The sequence below is a fragment of the Streptomyces sp. NPDC030995 genome (genome assembly GCF_055571215.1).
The window spans coordinates 240,413-261,772 of record NZ_JBVIFS010000005.1 but is presented as its reverse complement, the minus strand read 5'-3'; the positions used below and the strand labels follow the sequence as shown (position 1 = coordinate 261,772).

Sequence of the window (21,360 nt, the reverse complement as noted above, 5' to 3'; positions counted from 1 at the left end):
AGAAGGTCTAGACCAAATCTCGCCCCTGGGCCCGTTCTTGTGCCCCGGGGTGGTGCACGTACGCCGTGCTGCTCGGGCTGTCCTCGTAGGTGCGGTGGAAGACCGGGGTCGCGGAGCCGGAGATCGGCGGCACGATCCAGGACCAGTCCGCGCCCACCTCGCGCCCCTTGCGCTCCTCCCGTTCCATGTGGGACAGGAAGCGCCGGGACTCGGTGTGGTGGTCGGCGATGGTGACCCCGGCACGGTCGAAGGAGTGCAGGACCGCCCGGTTGAGCTCGACGAGCGCGCGGTCCTTCCACAGCGAGCGGTCACTGGAGATGTCCAGGCCCAGGCGGCGGGCCACGGCGGGCAGGAGGTTGTACCGGTCGGTGTCGGCGAGGTTGCGGGCGCCGATCTCGGTGCCCATGTACCAGCCGTTGAACGGCGCGGCCGGGTAGTGGATGCCGCCGATCTCCAGGCACATGTTGGAGATGGCGGGTACGGCGTGCCAGCGCAGGCCCCAGTCGCCCCAGCCGTCGTCGGGGTGCTCGATCGGGACCTCCAGGACGGCGTCCGCGGGGGTGTCGAACCAGCGCGGTTTGTCGTCGACGCCCTGGACCACCAGGGGCAGCAGGTCGAAGGGGGTACCGGCGCCGTCGGACCAGCCGAGCTGGAGCAGGGCCGCGGTGAGCGGGGCGTTGCGCGCGTCGCCCACCGTGAGCGAGGGGTGGTCCCCGTAGCCGGCGTACCGGACGAGCTGCTCGCTCCAGATCAGCGGACCGGGGCGGTCCGGGGTGTCCGGTGCGAAGACCGTGATCGTGGGTCTGACGCGCCCGCCGTTGGTCGCCTCGCGCAGGTGCGCGAAGCACTCGGCGGCGATGTCGTCGGCGTCGGTGAGCTCACGGCGGTCGCGGACCCGCAGCGAATTCCAGTAGAGCCTGCCTATGCAGCGGTTGCTGTTGCGCCAGGCCACGCGCGCCCCGTGGACCAGCTCCTCGGGGGTGTGGACGTAGCTGCCGGTCTCCGCGAGCTCGGCCCGCACTGCGGCGAGCCGTGCACGCGGATCACCGGCATCCTGATTCTCCCGGTGGAAGAGTCGGATGAACTCCTCGGCCGCTTCCCACACCTGAGCGGTGGTGGAGCGCTGTTGAAGAATTTCCATTCCGGGCGGTTACCCCCTGTCCGACCAGATCCACCCTGTACGTGCCGGATGAATGCGCAATGAACAATGACCCGTTGTATATGCGGCAGGTCAGCGGCGTGCGCCAAGCCCGCCCGGAACACTCCTCCGAGTGATCTTCACGGATCGGACTGCGGACGGCACTCGAAGGGGCGTACGATCCGAGGCGCTCACGAACCGCGCCGGCTCATGAACAGGGTCGGCTCATGAACAGCGCCTGCTCACCGGCGGCGGGCGTGCCCCCGTACAGGGTGGTGTCGAGGCCGCAGAAGCTGAATCCCATGCGCCGGTAGGCGTGCACGGCCGGAGCGTTGACCGAACTGACCTCCAACCACAGGCACTCCGCGCCCCGTTCGCGCGCGAACTCGGCCGCGCACTCCATCAGCGCCCGGCCGATGCCGCGGCCCCGACGGCCGGGCGCGACCTCGATGTCCTCGATCGTCAGCCGCCGGTTCCACGCGGCGTAGCCGACGGCCGCGAAACCGCACACGTCCCCGCCGTCGAGGGCCACGTAGGTGCGCGTGTCCGCGGCCGAGTCCACGGCACCGGCACCGGCGCCGGCGAACCCCTGCTCGTCGTGCTCCTCCGGCGGGAACGCCTTGTGCACCGGCGGGTCCACGGGGACCTCGCGGAGCAGGAAGCCGAGGCCGGTGTCGGAGGCGGCCACCTCGAAGACCGTGGCGGTGGTGAAGGAGCCGTCCAGGGCCTCGATGGCACCCGCGTCCTGCGGGCGGGCGAGGCGGTAGACGATGCCGTCGGCGGAGCCGTGTGCGGTGGTCATGGAATCCACCGTACGCAAAAAATCCCCCGGCCGAATTGACTGCCGAGGGAGGAGAGAGCGTATATTCAATGGTTCGCGACTTCACCGAAAATGAAGCCACGAAGACGCTTACGAGGACACTGTATCGCGGCAGGAGTGCAATTGTCAACCGAGGAATTCCGGAAAGAGCAGCAATTCGTCACCGACCTCTATCGGCGCCTCGACGACCTGCGTGAACAGGCCGAACACGCTGTCGAAGGGGCATTGCGCGATGTCGGCACCGGGTTTCAGGCCCGCCTGGAACGCGATGTGCTGGTCGCCGAGCAGTCCGGTCTGCTATCCGCTCTGAATGCGGGTGAGAACGGCCTCTGTTTCGGCCGTCTGGAGTTCTCCGACGGCCGTGACCACCACATCGGCCGGATCGGAATCCGCTCGGACGACACCGAACGCACACCGCTCGTCCTGGACTGGCGCGCGGACGTGGCCCGCCCGTTCTACCTCGCCACCGGCCACACCCCCATGGGGCTGCGCCGCCGCCGGCACATCAGCAGCCGGGGGCGCGTGGTCACCGCTCTGCACGACGAGATCCTCGACCTGACCGACGCGGAGCGCACCGGGCACGAGGGGGCCGACGCGGACGCCGTGCTGCTCGCCGCGCTCGACGCCGCCCGGACCGGCCGCATGCACGACATCGTGCGCACCATCCAGGCCGAGCAGGACCGCGTCATCCGCTCCACGCACCGCGGCGTGCTGGTCGTCGAGGGCGGTCCCGGCACCGGAAAGACCGCGGTCGCGCTGCACCGCGCGGCGTACCTGCTGTACGCCCACCGGGAGCTGCTCGCCAAGCGCGGGGTGCTGATCGTCGGACCGGGCCCGGCCTTCCTGGGCTACATCGGCGGGGTGCTCCCGGCGCTCGGCGAGACGGGCGTGCTGCTGGCCACCCCGGGCGAGCTGTTCCCCGGTGTCCACGCCACCGGCGCCGACCTCCCGGGGGCGGCCGCGGTCAAGGGCCGGGCCGCGATGGCGGACGTCCTCGCGCGGGTCGTCGCGGACCGGCAGCGCCTGCCGGAAACCGTGCCGGCGGGCAGCGGCGAGGAGTACGACACGATCCCCGAACCCGCGCTGGAGATCGACCACGACGACTACGGAACCCTACTGCTGGACCGCACCATGGCGTACGAGGCACGGGACCGGGCCCGCGCCACCGGGCTGCCGCACAACCAGGCCCGTCCCGCCTTCGCCTTCCCGGTCATCGACGCGCTCACCGCGCAGCTCGCCGACCGGCTGGGCGCGGATCCGTACGGCGGCCCGAACCTGCTCGGCTCGGACGACATCGCCCAGCTCGGCAAGGAGATCGCGGTGAGCCCCGCCGTGCACGCGGCGATCGACTCGCTGTGGCCCCATCTCACCCCCCGGCAGCTGGTCGCCGACTTCCTCGCGGAGCCCACGCACCTGCCCGCGCACGAGGCCGAGCTGATCCGCCGCGCGCCGTCGCCGCGGCCGGACTGGACCCCGGCCGATGTGCCGCTGCTGGACGAGGCGGCGGAGCTGCTCGGTGAGGACGACAGCGCCCGGCGCGCCGCCGAGGAACGCGAGCGGCAGCGGCGCATCGCGTACGCGCAGGGGGTGCTGGACCTGTCGCAGGGCTCGGAGTCGTACGAGTTCGAGGACGAGGAGAACGAGTTCCTCGCGGCGCACGACATCATCGACGCCGAGCGGATGGCCGAGCGCCACGAGGAGGCCGATCACCGCAGCGCGGCCGAGCGGGCGGCGGCCGACCGCACCTGGGCCTTCGGGCACGTCATCGTGGACGAGGCGCAGGAGCTGTCGGAGATGGCCTGGCGGCTGCTGATGCGGCGCTGCCCGACCCGATCGATGACGCTGGTCGGAGATCCGGCGCAGACCGCCGACGAGGCGGGCTGCGGCTCGTGGGAGCGGATCCTCTCCCCGTACGTGGGCGGGCGCTGGGAGCTGGTCCGGCTGGGGGTCAACTACCGCACGCCGGCCGAGATCATGGAGGTGGCGGCGGCCGTACTGCGGGAGCTCGATCCCGGCTTCGAACCCCCGAAGTCGGTACGGGCCACCGGGACGCGGCCGTGGGCGCACGCGACCGGGGACCCGGCGCGGGCGGTCGCGGAGGCCGTGGAGCGGGAGCTGCCGGCCGAGGGGCGGCTCGCGGTGATCGCCCCGCGCGGGCTGCACGGGGCGCTGGCCGCCGTACTGCCGGGGGTACGGGAGGGCGCGGAGCCGGACCTGACCCGGGAGGTCGTCCTGCTGGATCCGCGCCAGGCCAAGGGGCTGGAGTTCGACACGGTGATCGTGGTGGAGCCGGCCGAACTCCAGCCCAGCGACCTGTACGTGGCGCTGACGCGGGCCACCCAGGCCCTCGGGGTGGTGCACACCCCCGGCCGGCTGCCGGAGGGGCTGGCGGCGGGGCTAGCGGCGGCTTCGGCGTCGGGCGGGTTGCTCAGGCGCTGACGACGAACGGGTCCCGCGGGTCGGTGCCCAGCGGGGCCGCGAGCCCGGCGAGGGCCCGCTCCAGGCCGTGCAGGTGGGCGAGCGCGGGCTCGGCGGCGGTGGTGGCCGCGGTGGCGTGCGCCGCCGTGTCGTCCGCGGTGGCGGGCTCGCCGCGGCGCCGTTCGTCCGCGGTCAGTGCCTCCACGGCCGCCTCGACGCGCCAGCAGGCCGCGGCGAGTCGGGCGTCGTGGCTCGCGTCGGGGTCGGCGGCGACGGCCACCAGCCCGCGCACCTCGCGGGCGCAGTCGTCCAGCAGCGCGATGACCTGGCCCGCGCGGGCCTTGCGGGCGCGGAACGGGCTGAGCGGGTGGACCAGCGGCGCGAGCGCCATCCGGACCCGGGCCAGCAGGGTCTCCAGCTCGGCCGCGTGGGGTGCGGGGTCCGCCGTCGGGGAGCCGGCCAGGCGGGCCGTGGCCTCGGCGGTGGCCGCGTGCACGCAGTGCAGGGCGCGCTGGATCCAGGCGTCGTTCGTGGCGTGGGTGGTGACCGGCAGCACGAGGACGACGGCCAGCGCGGCGCACACCGCGCCGACGGCCGTCTCCTCCAGGCGCAGCACGAGCAGGCTGGGATCCAGCACGCCCAGCAGTCCGTAGAGCAGTCCGGCCATCAGGGTGACGGCCAGGATCATCCAGCTGTAGGAGACCGCGGCCGTGTAGAAGATCACGAAGACGCATCCGGCGACCAGGACGGCGGTGGGCGCGGGCGCTCCGTCCAGCGGGATGGCGATCAGCACGCCCGCGGCCACGCCGACGACGGTGCCGAGCACGCGGCGAAAGCCGCGCACCAGGGTCTCGCCGCGCGAGGCGGTGTTGACGAAGATCCACCAGGCCGTGCCGACGGCCCAGTACCAGCGGTCCTCGGAGAGCACCTGGCCGATGGCGAGGGCGACGGCGCACGCGGCGGTGGCCTGGAAGGCCTGGCGCGTGGTGGGCCGGGCCAGGCCGCGCCCGGGCAGCGGCACCGGTGCGGCGGGCGGCGGGGTGCGCCGCTCGATGGGCCAGAGCAGGAACCGCACCGCGGCGCAGGCGCCGAGGGCCAGGCCCACGGCGGCGTACAGCTCGGGGAGCTGGGCGGGGACCGCGTGCAGGAACTGCGTGATGAAGAAGTTCATGAACGCGAAGATCCCGAGCGCGTGTCCGCGCGGGCCCCAGCGGCGGGCGTAGACCCCGCAGAAGACGACGAGGACGAAGGCCGCGTCCCGGGCGAGGGGCACCCCGTGCAGGGTGGTGGCGAGGGCCAGGACCGGGAATCCGGCGGCCGGCAGCAGGGCGGTGGTGACCGCCTGGCGGCGTACGGTCGCGTCGGTGACGGTGAAAAGGGCGAGCAGGGCCGCCAGTCCCCCGGTGATGGAGGCGGTCAGGGAGAGACCGCAGAGTTCGGCAAGGGCGACGGCGGCGGCGACGCCGATCACGGCGCGGGCCGAGTTCCTGAGTCTCATACGCCCCGGATCCGGAGCCACGAACATCCTCTTCACGGCGGTGTGCCGCCCCCCTCGAGTGGTGCGCGCCGGCCCGGCGCCGCCCGGGGGTGGTGGGCGGCGGACGGGCACGGCGAAGGCGCCGCGCTCCGGAACCGGCCTCGTTGCCGCCCGGCGCTGCGCGGCGCCGAAAGTACATGGATACGCCACAGATAAGCATCCGCGACGGCAATGGCTCAAGCGGGCCCCGGAGCACTGGACCATTGGCACAGTCGAGCCGCTGGATCTTCGGCCACGGGGATGCCAACGGACCGGGCCGGCAGGAAGGGGCCGGGTCAGTGCTCCGGGCCGCTCTCCGTCGGCACGCACAGGACGGGCACCGGGGAGAGGTGCAGGAGCTTGTGCGGGGTGCTGCCGAGGAGGGCGCCGCGGATCGGGCTGTCGCCCCAGCTGCCGACGATGATGACCCGGGCGTGGTGACGCTCGGCGGCGTCCAGCAGGGCCTGGGCCGGTTTCTCGTCGACCACCTCGACCGTCGACGGCACACCGGCCGCGTCGGCCGCTTCGACCGCGTGCGCGAGGGCGCTGCGGCCCGCCTGGCGGACGGCTTCCCGGTGGGCCCGGTACTCCTCGCCGGTGGCGCCGGGGGCGGCCGCGCCGTAGACGAGGACGAGGGGCTCGCCGAAGGCGGTGGCCACCTCCAGCGCCACGTTCAGGGCCCGTTCCGCGCCGGGCGACTCGTCGTATCCGAGGACGACGGACATCGGGGCTCCTCAGCGCTTCTTGCCGTGGACGAGTGCCGGGTCGGCGACGCCCCGCCGCTCCTGCCAGAACCGGCCGTCCCGCACCCGCCAGAAGCACATGACGAGCACGCCGACGACGGCGATCGCGATCCCGATGACCAGCGGCGGGCCGAGCCCGAACCAGGAGACGCCGCTGGCCGAGTTTTCGGGGTTGGACATGTCGTGGACCGACTCCACCAGCAGCCAGGCCAGCAGGCCGGCGCCGACCACCGGGCCGACTCCGATGAGCAGGAAGTTGTGCAGGTTCTCCAGCAGGTGGCGGCGGTAGTACAGGGCGCAGGCCAGGCCGGTGAGCGCGTAGTAGAAGGCGATGAGCAGGGAGAGCGCGGTGAGCGAGTCCAGGAGGGCGTTCTCGCTGATCTGGTTGACGGCGAGGTACCAGGCGATGGCGATGCCGGCCACCCACCAGGTGCTCACGTCCGGGGTCCGGAACCGCGGGTGGATGTGCGCGAGCGGCGGCGGCAGGGCGTGCCGGCGGGCCATGGACAGGGCGGTGCGGGAGGCGGGGATGATCGTGGTCTGGGTGGAGGCGAGCGCCGAGGTGCAGACGGCGAGGAGCACCACCCAGTCCCAGCCGCCCATGACCTCGTGGGCGAGGACGGCGAAGAGGGCCTCCTCCTCGCCCGCGTTCTCGGCGAGGAAGGCGGTGCCGGAGTAGCCGACGACCGCGAATCCCACGGACAGGTAGGTCACCAGGAGCACCACGGTCGACCAGATGCCGGCCTTGCCGGGGGCCGTCGCGGAGTTCTCGACCTCCTCGGTGAGGTTGACCGCGGACTCCCAGCCCCAGTAGATGAACACGCCGAGCAGCAGTCCGCCGGTGAGGGCGGCGCCACCGGCGCCGAAGGGGTTGAGCCAGCCGAAGGACGGTTCGAGCGAGTCGAGGGTGCTGGTGCCGGCGTAGATGCGGTAGATGGCCACGACGGCGAAGGCCAGCAGGCAGAACACCTGGGCGAGGATGAGGATGTCCTGGAGGTGGGCCGACAGTTCGGTGCCGATGACGCAGATGGCGGTCATCGCCAGGATCACTGCGACGGTGAGGCCCTGCCGGACGGCGTCGTTGGCGGCCCAGCTGTCGAGGCCGACGGCGAGCAGCCCGAAGTGGACGGCCACGTCGGCCAGCGAACCGATGACGAGCACTCCGGTCATCGCGATGGCCCAGCCGCCGAGCCAGCCCGCCCAGGGGCCCATGGCCCGGGTGACCCACGAGAAGGTCGTCCCGCAGTCCTGGTCGACCTTGTTGAGGTAGTAGAAGGCGGCGGCGATGAGCAGCATCGGCAGGAACGACGCCAGCATGATGCCCGGCGCGTAGATCCCGGCCAGGGCCACGATGGGGCCGATGACGGCGGCCAGCGAGTAGGCCGGCGAGGTCGAGTTCAGGCCGATGACGAGCGCGTCGAGGAAGCCGATCGCGTTGGCCTTGAGCCCCGCGTCCTGGATCCCCGCGTCCTGGATCCCCGTCCCGGGTTCCTCACCCGCACCGTCATGGACCATGTACGAAATGGTCACGCACCCGGCACCTGCGCGCGAGGCGGGCGGCCGCGGTCAGGGGCGGGTGTTCCAGCCCGCGATCACCGGGAGGCCGTGTTCCGTGGAGAGCACGCTGACGGTGCCGGTGCGCAGCAGGAACAGCCGGCCGGCGGCGGGTTCCAGGCCCAGGTAGCGGGCGGTGAGGACGCGCAGGAAGTGGCCGTGGGCGACGAGCACCACGTCGCCGCGGTCCGCGCGCAGGACGGGGGCGATCCGGGCCAGGGCGCGGTCCGCGCGGGCGCCCACCTGGGCGGCGCTCTCGCCGGGGTGCGCCGCGTCGCCGGGCGGAACGCCGTCGGTCCACAGGGACCAGTCGGGGGTGGTCCGCTGGATCTCGGCGGTGGTGATGCCCTCGTAGCCGCCGTAGTCCCACTCGTACAGGTCGGGGTCGGTGACTCCGCCCGCCAGGCCCGCGAGTTCGGCGGTGGCGACCGCCCGGCGCAGCGGGCTGGTGAGCACCAGGGCCGGATGCCGGTCCTTGAAGAAGGGGGCCAGGGAGATGGCCTCCTCGACCCCGCGTGCGGTCAGGGGCACGTCGGTGCGCCCGGTGTGCCGCCCATGGGCGCTCCAGGCCGTCTCGCCGTGCCTCACCAGCAAAAGATCACTCATCCTCGGGACCCTATGCCGTGCGGCATGTCGGCGCCGAAGGACCCCGGCGGGCGTGTCACTGTCGGGCCTCATGAAGGTGGGTGTGCACCGGGTGCGGCCGTCCCTGACGGGGCTGATGATCGTCCTGACCGTGGTCACCGGGCTGATCGAAGCGGTCAGCCTGCTCGCGCTCGGGCCGGTGTTCACCGCGATGCAGACCGGCAACGTGCTCTTCCTGGCGTTCGGGCTCGCGCGCCAGGGGAACCTGCCCGCGCTGTCGTCCGCGCTCTCGCTGGCGGCGTTCGCCGCCGGGGCCGTGTGCGGGGCGCGCCTGGAGTCGGCCACGGAGGCCCGCGGGCGGCGCTGGCTCGGGATCGGCCTGTACGCCGAGGCCGCGCTGCTCCTGACCGGCGCGGCCATCGGATGGAACGTGACGCCGCGGTACGGGGATCCGGCCGGCCCGCACCTGGCGGTGACGGGGCTGCTGGCGACGGCGATGGGCATCCGCACCGTGACGAGCATGCGGGTCAACCTGCCCGGCGTGCCGACGACCCTGATCACCCGGTCCATGACCGCACTGATCGGCAGCTCGGCCCTGGGGCGGGACAGCGCCTTCGGCTACGGAACGGGCGCCTGGGCCCGCCGTGCCTTGGCCGTACTGGCGATGTTCACGGGCGGGCTGGCCGGGGCGCTGCTGATCCGGGCGGGGTGGGCCGTGGGCGAGCTGCTCGTGCCCGCCGCCGCCGTGGTGCTGGCGGTGGCCGTCGCGCACCGCACCCTGCCCCGGCTGCACACCCACTGATTGCCGAGTGCACGTGCTGCGCTCTCGATTCGATGCACGAACGCTGCGAGTTTCCCCGAGGGCGGCGGGCGGACGAGGGTCGGTCCATGGACGGCACAGGGGTCGAACGGCCCGAGGGGTCCGCAGGGCCCGATGAGCGCGTCGTGGCCGGATTCGTGGCCGGGGACGACGCCTGCGTGGAGGCGGTCTACCGGCACTGGCGGCCGCTGGTCCACTCCCGCGCGCGGAGGGCACTGGGCGACGAGCGGGAGGCCGAAGACGTCACCCAGCAGGTGTTCCTCGCGGCCTGGCACGGGCGCTGCGGCTACCGGCCGGGGCCGGGCGGGCTGGGTGCCTGGCTCGGCGGGATCACCCGGCACAAAGTGGCCGACGCCCTGGAGGCGAGCGCACGCGGAGTACCGGGGGCGCGGCGGGGTGCGGCGCTCCCGGGTCGGGGCGGATCCGGTGCATGGCCGCGGAGACGTGCCAGGAGAGGAGGTGCTCCACCTCCACGTAACGCTCCCCCGCCGAGGCCCATGTGCGGCCCACGACGTGCAGGGTCGGGGCGATGATCTCCTCCCACGCGGTGACCAGGCCGTGTTCCGCGAGGGCGGTGTCCAGCAGTTCGGCCACGGACGGCGCGTCCAGTCGTACGGCGGCACGTGCGAGCCCCCGGCACTCCGGGCGGACCTCCCCGAGGGGAAGGGGACCGGGCCCGCCCGGCGCCGGTCCCGCCGCCCGGGATCCGGCGCGGGCGGCGGGTGCCGCGTCCCGCGCTGCCCGCGCCGCCGCGGCCGGGGGCACGCCCCGTGCGGTGAGCCGGCACATCAGCTCCAGCCGGGCGATGTCCTGCGGGGTCCAGCGGCGGTGGCGTCCGTCCTCGCGCCGGGCGGGACCGATGGCGTACCGGCGCTCCCAGGAGCGCAGCGTGGTCGGCGACACCCCGAGGTGCCGGGCGACGGCGCCGGTGCTGAGCGCGGCGGCGGGGAGGCCCGGCGGGGGTTCGGGCCGTGGCGGGGGCTGCGGCGGGGGCTGCACCCGCACACGGTACGACGGGCCGCGGGCGGCGGCGCTCACCCACGGCTCACCCGCTCCGCCGCCCGTGCCGGAAGCGGTCGAGCCCGTCGGCGAGCCCCACCACCGGATCGGGGTAGTCGTAACGGGCGCGCTCCGGGCCCGGCAGCCGCCACGGCTCGTGGACGAGCGGAGCGGCCAAGCCGGCGAGCTCGGGCACCCAGCGGTGCACGTACCGGCCCTGCGGGTCGTAACGCAGGCCCTGCCGGACCGGGTTGAGCACCCGGTTGGGGCGGGTGTCGGTGCCCGTGCCCGCGACCCACTGCCAGTTCAGCTGGTTGTTGGCGAGGTCCCCGTCGACCAGGAGGTCCAGGAAGTGGCGTGCTCCGGTCCGCCAGTCGATGTACAGGGTCTTGGTCAGGAAGCTCGCGGCGAGCAGCCGGCCGCGGCCCGGCATCCATCCTTCGTGGCGCAGCTGGCGCATGGCGGCGTCGACCACGGGGTATCCGGTGCGGCCGTCCTTCCAGGCCTCGGTCTCCTCCTCGGCGGCGGGGCCGGTGCGCCAGCGGTCCTGGCGGGCGCGGTAGTCCTCGGTGGCCGCCTCCGGGCGGGCGGCGAGCACCTGGTGGTGGAAGTCGCGCCAGCACAGCTGGCGGACGAAGGCCTCGGCGCCGGGGCCGCCGACGGAACGGGCCCGGTGGACGGCCTCGGTGGCCGAGAGGGTGCCGAAGTGCAGGTGCGGGGAGAGCCGGGAGGTGGCGTCCCCGGCGAGGTCGTCGTGGCTGTCCGCGTAGCGGGTGACTCCGGAGCGCAGCCAGCGCGCCATGAGCCGCCGGGCCTCGGTCTCGCCGCCCCGGGCGAGGCCCGGGGAGGTCCCGGTGAGGGAGCCGCGTGCCGGCAGTGGCTCCGAGCCGACGCCTTCGGGGAGCCGGATGGTGCGGGGTGCGGCGGCGAGGGAGCGCGGGGGCAGTTCGGCCCAGCGGCGGAAGTAGGGCGTGAAGACGGCGTAGTGATCGGAGCCGGCCGGGTGCACGGCCCCGGGCGCGACGGCGGTGATGACCGTCTCGTGCACGTAGAGCCGCCGGCCCTCGGCTTCGAGGGCGCCGCGCAGCCGTTCCTCGCGCGCCTGGGCGTACGCGCTGACCCCGGCGGCCATGTGGACCTCGTCGGCGTCGGTCTCCCGGACGAGGGCGCACACCTCGGCGACGGCGTCCCCGGAACGGATCACGAGGCGGGCGCCGCGTGCGCGCAGTCCCGCGTCGAGGTCGGCGAGGCAGTCGGCGAGGAAGGCCTGCCGGTTGGGCGGGGCGAAGCCGGCGGCCGCGACGGCGCGGTCGCGGACGAACAGCGGGACCACCCGGTCGCAGGAGGACATGGCCGCGCGCAGCGGCGGATGGTCGTGCAGGCGCAGGTCGGAGGTGTACAGGACCACCGCGACGTTCATGTTCTCGCTCCGCGTCAGGGTCGGTGAGGAAGGTTGTCGTGGGGTACTTCGCCGGCCGGGGTCGCCGTGGATGCGCTGTCGCCCTCGGCGGAGTGGCCCGCGGCGCTGTCCTGGCGTTCGGCGGCGCGGGCGATGTTGCGGGCCATCCCGCCGAAGACCACGGCGTGGAAGGGAGACACGCTCCACCAGTAGAGGTGGCCGAGGAGCCCGTGCGGGTGGAACAGCGCCCGTTGCCGGTAGCGGGCCCGGCCCGTCTCCGGGCAGGGGTCGGCGCGCATCTCCAGCCAGGCCAGGCCGGGCAGCCGCATCTCGGCGCGCAGCCGCAGCAGCCGGCCGGATTCGATTTCCTCCACCCGCCAGAAGTCGAGGGAGTCGCCCACGCGCAGGCGGGCGGCGTCGCGGCGGCCGCGGCGGATGCCGACTCCGCCGACGAGCCGGTCGAGCCAGCCCCGTACCGCCCAGGCCAGCGGGAAGGAGTACCAGCCGTTCTCCCCGCCGATGCCCTCCACGACCCGCCACAGCGCACCGGGTGAGGCCGTCACGGCCAGCTCCCGGCGGTCGGTGTAGAGGCTGCCGCCCGCCCAGTCGGGGTCGGTGGGCAACGGGTCGCTGGGCGCGCCCGGCACGGAGGCGGAGGACCAGCGGGTGGTCACGTCGGCCTCCCTGATCCGCTGGAGGGCGAGCGAGAGGGCCCGGTCGAAGCCGATCGGCGCTCCGGGCGGGTCGGGGACGTACCGGGCGATGTCGTGCTCCGCGCAGACCACCTCGTGGCGCAGGGACTCCGCGAGGGGCCGGGCCAGCGCCCGCGGCACGGGGGTGACGAGGCCGATCCAGTGGCTGGACAGCCGGGGGGTGAGCATCGGGACGCGCAGGATGAGCCGGTGGGGCAGCTCGGCCACCGCGGCGTAGCGGCGCATCATCTGCTCGTACGTCAGCACGTCCCGGCCGCCGATGTCGAAGGCCCGGTTCACCTCGGGCGGCATGGTGGCGCTGCCGACGAGGTAGCGCAGGACGTCGCGGACGGCGATGGGCTGGCAGCGGGTGCCGACCCAGCTGGGGGTCACCATGACGGGCAGCCGCTCGGTGAGGTAGCGCAGCATCTCGAAGGAGGCGGAGCCGGAGCCGATGATGACGGCGGCGCGCAGGACGGTGGCCGGTACGGCCCCGGCGAGGAGGATCTCGCCGACCTCGGCGCGGGAGCGCAGGTGCGGGGAGAGCCGGCGGACGGGGATTCCGGACGGGGTGAGTCCGCCGAGGTAGACGATGCGGCGGACGCCGGCGGCGTGGGCCTGTTCGGCGAAGATCCGGGCGGCGGCGCGGTCGCGTTCCTCGAAGCCGGAGCCCCCGCCGAGGGCGTGCACGAGGTAGTAGGCGACGTCGATGCCCTCCAGGGCGGCGGCCACGGACCGCGGGTCGGTGGCGTCACCGCGGACGATCTCGGTCCGCTCGGCCCAGGGGTGGTCGCGCAGCTTCTCCGGGGAGCGGGCCAGGCAGCGGACGCGGTGGCCCGCGTCGAGGAGTTCGGGCACCAGTCGCCCGCCGATGTAGCCGGTGGCTCCGGTGACCAGGCAGTTCAGACCCGTCATGGCTGTCTCCGCTCCTTGTGGACCGTCCGGGGAGGGGGTCCCGTACGGGATTCCGGCGGGGCGCTGCGATCGGATGCGCGCGAGCGGGCAGCGTCCGGCGGAACTGAGCCATTGGTACAGTCACGGCATGGCGGTGGACGAGCTCGACACCCGGATCCTGCGCCTGCTGATCGAGCAGCCGCGCACCAGCGTCCGCGAGTACGCCCGGATCCTCGGCGTCGCGCGGGGCACGCTTCAGGCCCGGCTGGACCGGCTGGAGCGCACCGGCGTGATCACCGGAACCGGGCCGGTGCTCTCCCCCGCGGCGCTGGGACACCCGGTGCTGGCCTTCGTGCACATCGAGGTCACCCAGGGACATCTGGACGACGTGGGTGAGGCGCTGGCCGCCGTACCGGAGATCATCGAGGCCTTTTCGATCACCGGCGGCGGAGACCTGCTGACCCGCGTGGCGGCCCGGGACAACGCGCACCTGGAGGACGTGATCCAGCGGCTGATCCGGCTTCCGGGCGTGGTCCGCACCCGCACGGAGGTCGCCCTGCGCGAACGGGTACCCCACCGGCTGCTGCCCCTGGTCGAGTCCGTGGGGAGGGCGGCCCGCAAAGCCTGACAGGATGGCTGGGACAGGACACAACCGGCAGGACGGGCACAACGGATGATTTCCGTCATATTCGATCTCGACGGCACCCTCGTGGACAGTGAGCCGAACTACTTCGAGTCCGGCCGCCGCACCCTGGAGCGGCACGGAGTTCCCGATTTCACCTGGGAGCAGCACGCCCGTTTCATCGGCATCGGCACGCTGGAGACGCTGGAGATCCTGAAGGACCGGTACGGGATCCCGGCGCCGGTCGAGCAGCTGCTCGCCGAGCAGAACTCCGCCTACCTGGAGCTGGCGCGCACCCGGACCGAGGTCTTCCCGCAGATGCGGAAGTTCGTCGAGCGGCTGCACGCCGAGGGCGTGCCGATGGCGGTGGCGTCCGGCTCCTCGCGCGAGGCGATCGACGCCGTACTGGCGGGCACCGGCCTGGACGAGCTGCTGACCACGGCGGTCTCCGCCGAGGAGGTGGCGCACGGCAAGCCCGCGCCGGACGTGTTCCTGGAAGCGGCCCGCCGGCTGGGCGCCGAGCCGGCCGACTGCGTGGTCTTCGAGGACGCGGCGCCGGGCGCGCGGGCCGCCCACGCGGCGGGCATGGACTGCGTGGCGATCCCGTACGTGACGGACACCGCGCACGACCCGGCCTTCGCGGCCGCCGGGCTGCTCTTCGCGGGCGGACAGCCGGAGTTCAGCGCGGACGCGGCGCACGACTGGCTGACGGCGCGCCGGACCGGCTGACGCGTCGCCGGACGCATCGCGCCCGCGTCGCCGATCGGATCGCCGGACGGTCCTCGGACCGCCCTCGGACGGATCGCCGGGCCGGTCGCCCGGCCACGGCGCACCCATGTGAAACGGCTCGGTCCGGCCTCTGGTGCCCTGCGGGGGCTGCTGTCACCATGCCTGCGTGACCGCGACCCTGCCCACGGGCGCCCGGAACGGCGGACCGCGCCGGTGGCCCCTGCTCGGGAACCTGCCCGCCTTCGCCCGCGATCCACTGGCCTTCTTCGAGTCCTTGCGCGACGACTACGGAGACTGGGTGCCCTGGTCGCTCGGCCCGCGGCGCAACATACTGGTCTCCCGGCCCGAGCACGCCGGTGAACTGCTGGGCGCCGTCGAGTCCACCTTCACGCCCATGGAACTGGGCTGGGCGTTCCACCAGTTGCTGGGCGACGGGGTGGTCGTCGCGACCGGCGACGACTGGCGGCGCAAACGGGCGCTGGTCCAGCCCGCCGTGCGGCCGCACCAGGTGGCCGCGTACGCAGCCACGATGGTGGAGTGCGCGGACGCGCTGGCCGGGAGCTGGCGCGAGGGCGCGCGGATCGACGTGCACAAGGAGATGGCCCGGCTCACCCAACGGATCGCGGTGCGCACGCTGTTCGGGAGTGACGTCGCCGGCCGGGAGGCGCCCATCAGCGCGGCCATGGCCACGGCGCAGCGGGAGCTGGGGGCGGAGTTCAGGGGGCTGACGCTGTTCCTGCCGCCGTGGGTGCGCACTCCGGGGCGGCGCCGGATGCGGGAGGCCGTGGCGGTCCTCGACCGGGAGATCAAGCACGTCATACGGGAGCACGAGGCGGCATCGGCCGCCGGCGCGCAGCGGGACGACCTGCTGAGCCGGCTGCTCGCGGCCCGCGACGAGCACGGCCGCCCACTGTCCCGCAAGGAGTTGCGGGACGAGTCGATCACCCTCTACATCGGCGGCCACGAGACCACCTCGACCACCCTGACCTGGGCCTGGCAGCTGCTGTCGGGGGCGCCCGAAGCGCGGGCCCGGCTGACGCAGGAGCTGGACCGGGTGCTCGGCGGACGGCTGCCGACGTACGACGACTACGCGCGGCTGCCCTGGACCCGGCAGGTGGTCAAGGAGGCGCTGCGGATCTATCCGCCGATCTGGCTGATCTCGGCGGTGGCCGCGGAGGGCGCGAGCATCGGCGGGCGGTGCCGGCGGGGACGGGGGTGTGGACCAGCCCCTGGTCGATGCACCGGGACGAGCGGTGGTTCCCGGACCCGGAGGCCTTCCGCCCCGAGCGGTGGGACGCGGACGCCCCGCATCCGGTGCCGGACCACGCCTGGTTCCCCTTCGGCGGCGGCCCGCGGGCGTGTCTGGGGGCGCGGTTCGCGCTGGTGGAGGCCGCGCTCGTACTGGCCGTGCTGGGACAGCGGTTCCACCTGGACAGCGGGACCGAGCGGGCGGGGGTCTTCCCCGGGCTCACCCTGCAGCCGAAGACCCGGGTGCCGGCGACTCTGGTGGCGCCCTGAGGTGTACGGGAAGATCCCGCACCCCTCGCGAGTTAGTAGAACCGTGAACGAAATCTCGCGGGACGTGGACGTGGTCGTCATCGGGGCCGGGCAGGCGGGCCTGTCCAGCGCCTACCACCTCGCCCGGACGGGGATCGAACACGTGGTCCTGGACCACGCGCCCCGCCCGGGCGGGGCGTGGCAGTTCCGCTGGCCCTCCCTCACCTACGCCAAGGTCCACGGGATGCACGCCCTGCCCGGCATGGAGCTGACGGGCGCGGACGCGCTGCGGCCGTCGTCCGAGGTGATCGGGGCGTACTTCGCCGCCTACGAGGACCGCTTCGACCTGCGCGTACGGCGTCCCGTGGACGTCTCTGCCGTACGGGAGGCAGACGCGGGGCGGCTGCGGGTGGAGTCCTCGGACGGCATCTGGTCGGCCCGGGCCCTGATCAACGCCACCGGGACCTGGGACCGGCCGTTCTGGCCGCGCTACCCCGGCCAGGAGGTCTTCCGCGGCCGCCAGCTGCACACCGCGAACTACCCGGGGCCGCAGGAGTTCACCGGGGCGCGGGTCATCGTCGTCGGCGGCGGCACCTCGGCGGTGCAGCACCTGCTGGAGATCGCCGAGGTGGCGGCGGAGACCACCTGGGTGACCCGGCGGCCCCCGGTCTTCCGCGACGGGAGCTTCGGCGAGGCCGAGGGCCGGGCCGCGGTGGCCCTGGTGGACGAGCGGGTGCGCCGGGGACTGCCGCCGCAGAGCGTGGTCAGCGTGACGGGACTCCCGCTGAACGAGGCCGTCCGGGCCGGGCTGGCCTCGGGGGTGCTGGAGCGGCGCCCCGTGTTCGAGCGCATCACCGCCACGGGCGCCGTCTGGGCGGACGGGAGCCGCATGGACGCGGACGTCATCCTGTGGGCCACCGGATTCCGCGCGGCCGTCGACCACCTGGCGCCGCTGCGCCTGCGCGAGCCGGGCGGCGGCATCCGGGTCGAGGGGACCCGGGCCGTGCGCGACGAGCGGATCCACCTGGTCGGCTACGGCCCGTCGGCCTCGACCATCGGCGCCAACCGGGCGGGCGGCGCCGCGGCCCGCGAGATCCGCCGGCTCCTGGCCCGCGAGCGGGTGGGCGCGCCGGCGCTCTGACAAGGCATCGGGCTTCAGGCCGTCCCGAGCAGCGCTATGGCGAACTCCCGGGCCGGGGCGCCCGCCTCGCGGGCGGCCTCGTCCGCGTACACGTAGCCCGTCCCGTTGCGCACCTCCACGACGGGCTCGGTCCAGGGCTCGGAGTCGTCCGGGACGAAGACGTGCGACCGGCGCAGCTCCGCGTCGTAGACCAGGAGCGAGACGATGTCGTACAGCCATTGGCCGATCTCGCTGTGCCCCTGGCGCGGGTGGTCGAAGGGGCCGCCGAGCCGGATGACGAAGTAGCGCCCGTCCTGCCAGTGGCCGCCGTGGTCCAGCCACTCGCCCTCCGCCACCGGGACGCCGTCCACCCACAGCCGTGCCTCGGCCGGACCGCCCCGCAGCAGGAGCGCCGCGCGGTGGCGGTCGTCGGGCGTGAACTCCACCCGGATCTCGTGCCGGCTCCAGAGGTCGAGGAAGGAGGTGCACGCGCCGGGCTCCCAGCCGCGGTGGCGCGGGGTTTCCCCGTCGGGAACCGGGAGCGGGTCCAGCGAGCAGACCTCGGGAGTGGCGCAGGCCCGGTCCACGCGGCGGTTGCAGCCGAGCCCGAGCGCCGCGATGTCGCGCGGCGAGGCCAGGGACAGCAGCTCGCCCAGGCGCTCCAGGTAGCGGTCCGCGCCGACCAGGTCGGTGAGGTCGGCCTCGTCGAACCACCACAGCAGCAGGTCGACCCCCGTCGGCGAACGGGCCAGCCAGTCCTGCCACGCGGGCCTGTCGCGGCCCCATCGCGCGGCCAGGCGGTCGCGCACGGCGCGCTCGGCGGCCGCGGCGGCCACGGCGGCCCCCTCCACCGGCGATGGCGCGTCCGATGTCTCACCGTCCGCTGGTTGCGCGTCCCGTGGTTGCACCTCCGGGGGTTGCGCTTCCGGTGCGCTGTTCTTCGCCCGTTTCGTCTTCCACGACCACTTCACGGCTCGGCCCCCTCGGTCCACGCACCGGCAGGCCGCCGACCGTAGAGCCGGATTCGGGTCGGCCGCCCGTCATTTCCCGGCGGCGGGGCCCGCGTTGGCGCGGATCCGGTTGAACTCCGCCACGTGCTTCTTGTGTTCCTCGTAGGTCGCCGAGAAGCGGGTGTCCCCCGGCTTGACGGTGACGAAGAACAGCCAGTCGCCGGGCGTCGGCGCGACCGCGGCGGCCATGGCCTGCAGCCCCGGGCTGTCGATCGGTGTGGGCGGCAGTCCCTGGCGTTCGTAGGTGTTGAAGGGGCTGTCGATCCGGGTATCGCTCAGCTTGGTGTCCACCGTGCTGCGGTTCAGCGCGTAGTTGATGGTGGAGTCCATCTGGAGCGGCATCGACTTCGCCAGCCGGTTGTGCACCACCCGTGCGACCTTGCCCATGTCGGTGCGGTTCTCGGCCTCCGCCTCGATGACGCTGGCGAGGGTGGCCGTCTGATACGGGGTCATCCCGTGGGCCTTGCCGCCGTCCGCGACGGCCCTGGTGGCGAGCTTCTGGTTCGCCGTCCGCACCATGTACGCGAGGAGCGTGGCCGGGGTGGACTTCGAGGTCACCGGGTACGTCGCCGGGAAGAGGTAGCCCTCCGGATTGCCCTTGGCCTCCGCGGGCAGCTCCAGCCCGGCGGTGGCCACCGCCGTCTTCGTGGAGCCCGGCGGGAGGTTCAGTTCGCGGTCGATCGCTGCGTACACCTGCGGGGCCCGCCAGCCCTCGGGGATCACCAACTGGCGTGGCTTCTCCGGCGCTTCCTCACCCCGCAGCATCGGGATCAGGGCTGCCGCACTGAGCGCGAGCAGCGTGCCGATGAGGAGCGCCAGCCGGCCCCGGCGGGTGAGCCGGGAACGGCGCTGTGGCGGCCGGTACTCATGACGCATATCGGAACATTAACCCGCGAAACGTCAGTTTTCCGATATTCCGCCCGTACGCCGGTCATACGGTCACACATTCACCGGAGCCAGCTGAACGCCCTCGGGAGGCTCCGGCGCCAGCGCGGCGTCCCGGTCCCTGCGCACCAGGGCCGCGTACCGGCCGTCGGCCTTGAGCAGTTCCTCGTGGGTGCCGCGCTCGGCTATGCGGCCCCCGTCCAGGACCACGATCTGGTCGGCATCGCGGACGGTGGAGAGGCGGTGCGCGATGGTGATGGTCGTCCGCCCCGCGGAGAGGTTGTCGATGGCCTGCTGGACGGCGTGTTCGGTGCGGGTGTCGAGGGCGCTGGTGGCCTCGTCGAGGATCAGCACCGGCGGGTCCCGGAGGATCGTGCGGGCGATGGCCAGGCGCTGCTTCTCGCCTCCGGAGAACCGGTAACCGCGCTCGCCGACCAGGGTGTCGTACCCGTCGGGCAGCGACGAGATGTGGTCGTGGATCTGGGCCGCGCGGGCCGCTTCGGCTATCTCCTCGTCGGTGGCGTCGGGCTTGGCGAAGCGCAGGTTGTCCGCGACCGAGGCGTGGAACAGGTAGGTCTCCTGGGAGACCACGCCGATGGAGCGGGCCAGCGAGTCGAAGTCGAGGTCGCGCACGTCGACCCCGTCGAGGGCGACCCGTCCGCCGGTCACGTCGTAGAGCCGGGGCACGAGGTAGCTGAGGGTGCTCTTGCCGGAGCCGGTCGGGCCGACCACGGCGAGGGAGCCGCCCGCCGGGACGGTGATGTCGATCCCCGTGAGGGTCGGACCGTTCTTGGCGTCGTACTCGAAGTGCACGTCCTCCAGCGTGATCTCACCCTTGGCCCGGTCCAGCCGGACCGGGTCCGCGCGCTCGGTGATGTCCACCGGCAGGTCGAGGTACTCGAAGATGCGGGCGAACAGCGCGAGCGAGGTCTGTATCTGCACGCCGGTCGACAGCAGGCTCACGGCGGGCCGGAAGAGGCCCTGCTGAAGGGTGACGAAGGCGACGAGGGTACCGACGGAGAGCGAGGGCGCACCCGTCTGGAGGGCCATGCCGGCGGCCCAGTAGATGAGCGCGGGCATCGCGGCCATGACGATGCCGATGGTGGACATCCGCCAGCGTCCGGCCATGCTGGAGCGCACCTCGAGGCCGACGAGCTTCTCGGACTCCTCGGAGAAGGCCGAGGTGAGGGAATCGGAGCGGCCCATGGTGCGGCCCAGCAGGATGCCGCTCACCGAGAGCGACTCGGTGACCGTCGCGGCCATGGCGGCCATCTGCTTCTGGCGCTTCATGGTGATCTTCTTGCGCTCGCGGCCGACCCGCCGGCTGATCCACACGAAGATGGGCAGCAGGGCCAGCGAGACGAGGGTGAGCCGCCAGTCGAGCGCGAGCATGGCGACCACGGAGGCCACGACGGCCGTCAGGTTCGAGACGAGCGAGGTGGCGGTGGAGGTGACGGTGGCCTGCATGCCGCCGATGTCATTGGCGATGCGGGACTGCACCTCGCCGGTGCGCGTCCGGGTGAAGAAGGCCAGCGGCATCCGCTGGAGCTGCGCGTAGACGGCGGTGCGCAGGTCGTGCATGACGCGCTGACCGACCGTGGTGGAGATCAGCGTCTGGAGCACGCCGAAGACGCTGGTGACCACGGCGGTGAGGATCATGCCGAGCGCGAGCAGGCTGAGCAGCCCGGTGCGGCCCTGCGGGATCGCGACGTCGAGGATCTCCTTGAGCAGGAACGGCGAGGCGACGCCGACCAGCGAGGAGGCGGCGACCAGCAGGCCGACGACGGCGAGCCGGCCACGGTAGGGCCGGAAGAGTCCCACGATGCGGCGCAGCTCGCGCGGCTGCTCGGCCGGGGCGGGGCGATCGGGGTCGAGGGGATCTTTCGATGGCGTCCACTTCGGTTCGTCGTGATGCATGG

At 73.5% G+C, this 21,360-nt stretch carries 16 protein-coding genes and 3 pseudogenes; 7 read left to right on the top strand and 12 right to left on the bottom strand.

Going from position 1 to position 21,360, the window contains the following annotated elements:
- Positions 1-7: 7 nt before the first annotated feature.
- Both ACZ45T_RS11355 and ACZ45T_RS11350 read right to left on the bottom strand, forming a co-directional pair.
- Positions 8-1,141 carry a nitric oxide synthase oxygenase gene (locus ACZ45T_RS11355; RefSeq protein WP_468439820.1) on the bottom strand — a complete coding sequence of 378 codons (1,134 nt, stop codon included), beginning with the start codon at positions 1,139-1,141 and terminating at the stop codon, positions 8-10.
- Between the two features lie 205 nt (positions 1,142-1,346).
- Positions 1,347-1,940 carry a GNAT family N-acetyltransferase gene (locus tag ACZ45T_RS11350; RefSeq protein ID WP_468439818.1) on the bottom strand — a complete coding sequence of 198 codons (594 nt, stop codon included), beginning with the start codon at positions 1,938-1,940 and terminating at the stop codon, positions 1,347-1,349.
- A gap of 90 nt (positions 1,941-2,030) precedes the next feature.
- On the opposite strand from ACZ45T_RS11350, the gene ACZ45T_RS11345 reads away from it, so the two are divergent.
- Entirely contained in the window at positions 2,031-4,397 is a 2,367-nt protein-coding gene (locus ACZ45T_RS11345; RefSeq protein ID WP_468439816.1) for a HelD family protein, read from the top strand.
- On the opposite strand, the gene ACZ45T_RS11340 is transcribed toward ACZ45T_RS11345, so the two are convergent.
- From ACZ45T_RS11340 to ACZ45T_RS11325, 4 genes are all read right to left on the bottom strand, one after another.
- Positions 4,387-5,901, bottom strand: a complete 1,515-nt coding sequence (locus ACZ45T_RS11340; RefSeq protein WP_468440050.1) for an FUSC family protein — start codon at positions 5,899-5,901, stop codon at positions 4,387-4,389. The two genes, ACZ45T_RS11345 and ACZ45T_RS11340, sit on opposite strands and share 11 nt — an antisense overlap.
- A 287-nt stretch (positions 5,902-6,188) precedes the next feature.
- The gene (locus ACZ45T_RS11335) at positions 6,189-6,617 is read right to left on the bottom strand and encodes a universal stress protein (protein WP_468439814.1); all 429 of its coding nucleotides are present in this window, start codon (positions 6,615-6,617) and stop codon (positions 6,189-6,191) included.
- Positions 6,618-6,626: 9 nt separating this feature from the next.
- Complete coding sequence (locus ACZ45T_RS11330) at positions 6,627-8,150, bottom strand: APC family permease (RefSeq protein ID WP_468440048.1); 1,524 nt, start codon at positions 8,148-8,150, stop codon at positions 6,627-6,629.
- Positions 8,151-8,201: 51 nt separating this feature from the next.
- Positions 8,202-8,795 carry a histidine phosphatase family protein gene (locus tag ACZ45T_RS11325; protein ID WP_468439812.1) on the bottom strand — a complete coding sequence of 198 codons (594 nt, stop codon included), beginning with the start codon at positions 8,793-8,795 and terminating at the stop codon, positions 8,202-8,204.
- Between the two features lie 52 nt (positions 8,796-8,847).
- Between ACZ45T_RS11325 and ACZ45T_RS11320 the strand changes: the two genes are divergently transcribed.
- On the top strand, positions 8,848-9,576 hold the full coding sequence (locus ACZ45T_RS11320) for a YoaK family protein (protein ID WP_468439810.1): 729 nt from the start codon (positions 8,848-8,850) through the stop codon (positions 9,574-9,576).
- A gap of 32 nt (positions 9,577-9,608) precedes the next feature.
- Positions 9,609-9,905 (top strand): annotated as a pseudogene (locus ACZ45T_RS11315) (RNA polymerase sigma factor); the annotation flags it as partial.
- A 64-nt stretch (positions 9,906-9,969) separates the two neighbouring features.
- On the opposite strand, the pseudogene ACZ45T_RS11310 reads toward ACZ45T_RS11315, so the two are convergent.
- The 3 genes and pseudogenes from ACZ45T_RS11310 to ACZ45T_RS11300 all read right to left on the bottom strand — a co-directional run.
- Positions 9,970-10,593, bottom strand: a pseudogene (locus tag ACZ45T_RS11310) (MerR family transcriptional regulator); the annotation flags it as partial.
- A gap of 46 nt (positions 10,594-10,639) precedes the next feature.
- Positions 10,640-12,013, bottom strand: a complete 1,374-nt coding sequence (locus ACZ45T_RS11305; RefSeq protein ID WP_468439808.1) for a cryptochrome/photolyase family protein — start codon at positions 12,011-12,013, stop codon at positions 10,640-10,642.
- A 14-nt stretch (positions 12,014-12,027) separates the two neighbouring features.
- Complete coding sequence (locus ACZ45T_RS11300; protein ID WP_468439806.1) at positions 12,028-13,599, bottom strand: SDR family oxidoreductase; 1,572 nt, start codon at positions 13,597-13,599, stop codon at positions 12,028-12,030.
- A gap of 127 nt (positions 13,600-13,726) precedes the next feature.
- Between ACZ45T_RS11300 and ACZ45T_RS11295 the strand changes: the two genes are divergently transcribed.
- From ACZ45T_RS11295 to ACZ45T_RS11280, 4 genes and pseudogenes are all read left to right on the top strand, one after another.
- Positions 13,727-14,206: an Lrp/AsnC family transcriptional regulator gene (locus ACZ45T_RS11295; protein ID WP_361943264.1), complete on the top strand. Its 480-nt coding sequence runs from the start codon at positions 13,727-13,729 to the stop codon at positions 14,204-14,206.
- Positions 14,207-14,251: 45 nt separating this feature from the next.
- On the top strand, positions 14,252-14,929 hold the full coding sequence (locus ACZ45T_RS11290) for an HAD family hydrolase (RefSeq protein WP_468439803.1): 678 nt from the start codon (positions 14,252-14,254) through the stop codon (positions 14,927-14,929).
- A gap of 166 nt (positions 14,930-15,095) precedes the next feature.
- Positions 15,096-16,447: pseudogene (locus tag ACZ45T_RS11285) on the top strand (cytochrome P450).
- A gap of 64 nt (positions 16,448-16,511) precedes the next feature.
- The gene (locus ACZ45T_RS11280) at positions 16,512-17,567 is read left to right on the top strand and encodes an FAD-dependent oxidoreductase (RefSeq protein WP_468440046.1); all 1,056 of its coding nucleotides are present in this window, start codon (positions 16,512-16,514) and stop codon (positions 17,565-17,567) included.
- A 14-nt stretch (positions 17,568-17,581) separates the two neighbouring features.
- Here ACZ45T_RS11280 and ACZ45T_RS11275 read toward each other — a convergent pair whose 3' ends face one another.
- From ACZ45T_RS11275 to ACZ45T_RS11265, 3 genes are all read right to left on the bottom strand, one after another.
- Positions 17,582-18,382 carry a hypothetical protein gene (locus ACZ45T_RS11275; protein WP_468439801.1) on the bottom strand — a complete coding sequence of 267 codons (801 nt, stop codon included), beginning with the start codon at positions 18,380-18,382 and terminating at the stop codon, positions 17,582-17,584.
- 204 nt (positions 18,383-18,586) lie between these two features.
- Positions 18,587-19,432 carry an endolytic transglycosylase MltG gene (gene mltG, locus ACZ45T_RS11270; RefSeq protein ID WP_468439799.1) on the bottom strand — a complete coding sequence of 282 codons (846 nt, stop codon included), beginning with the start codon at positions 19,430-19,432 and terminating at the stop codon, positions 18,587-18,589.
- Positions 19,433-19,495: 63 nt separating this feature from the next.
- Positions 19,496-21,358 (bottom strand): ABC transporter ATP-binding protein, encoded by a 1,863-nt coding sequence (locus ACZ45T_RS11265; RefSeq protein WP_468439797.1) that lies wholly within the window; start codon positions 21,356-21,358, stop codon positions 19,496-19,498.
- Positions 21,359-21,360: the final 2 nt, after the last annotated feature.

Excerpts from the sequence above, each read along its gene's own strand:
- ACZ45T_RS11300 (WP_468439806.1), bottom strand. The coding sequence starts at position 13,599 with ATGACGGGTCTGAACTGCCTGGTCACCGGAGCCACCGGCTACATCGGC.
- ACZ45T_RS11330 (WP_468440048.1), bottom strand. The coding sequence starts at position 8,150 with ATGGTCCATGACGGTGCGGGTGAGGAACCCGGGACGGGGATCCAGGAC.
- ACZ45T_RS11340 (WP_468440050.1), bottom strand. The coding sequence starts at position 5,901 with ATGTTCGTGGCTCCGGATCCGGGGCGTATGAGACTCAGGAACTCGGCC.
- ACZ45T_RS11305 (WP_468439808.1), bottom strand. The coding sequence starts at position 12,013 with ATGAACGTCGCGGTGGTCCTGTACACCTCCGACCTGCGCCTGCACGAC.
- ACZ45T_RS11295 (WP_361943264.1), top strand. The coding sequence starts at position 13,727 with ATGGCGGTGGACGAGCTCGACACCCGGATCCTGCGCCTGCTGATCGAG.
- ACZ45T_RS11345 (WP_468439816.1), top strand. The coding sequence starts at position 2,031 with ATGAAGCCACGAAGACGCTTACGAGGACACTGTATCGCGGCAGGAGTG.
- ACZ45T_RS11265 (WP_468439797.1), bottom strand. The coding sequence starts at position 21,358 with ATGCATCACGACGAACCGAAGTGGACGCCATCGAAAGATCCCCTCGAC.
- ACZ45T_RS11335 (WP_468439814.1), bottom strand. The coding sequence starts at position 6,617 with ATGTCCGTCGTCCTCGGATACGACGAGTCGCCCGGCGCGGAACGGGCC.
- ACZ45T_RS11290 (WP_468439803.1), top strand. The coding sequence starts at position 14,252 with ATGATTTCCGTCATATTCGATCTCGACGGCACCCTCGTGGACAGTGAG.
- ACZ45T_RS11355 (WP_468439820.1), bottom strand. The coding sequence starts at position 1,141 with ATGGAAATTCTTCAACAGCGCTCCACCACCGCTCAGGTGTGGGAAGCG.
- ACZ45T_RS11350 (WP_468439818.1), bottom strand. The coding sequence starts at position 1,940 with ATGACCACCGCACACGGCTCCGCCGACGGCATCGTCTACCGCCTCGCC.
- ACZ45T_RS11325 (WP_468439812.1), bottom strand. The coding sequence starts at position 8,795 with ATGAGTGATCTTTTGCTGGTGAGGCACGGCGAGACGGCCTGGAGCGCC.
- mltG (WP_468439799.1), bottom strand. The coding sequence starts at position 19,432 with ATGCGTCATGAGTACCGGCCGCCACAGCGCCGTTCCCGGCTCACCCGC.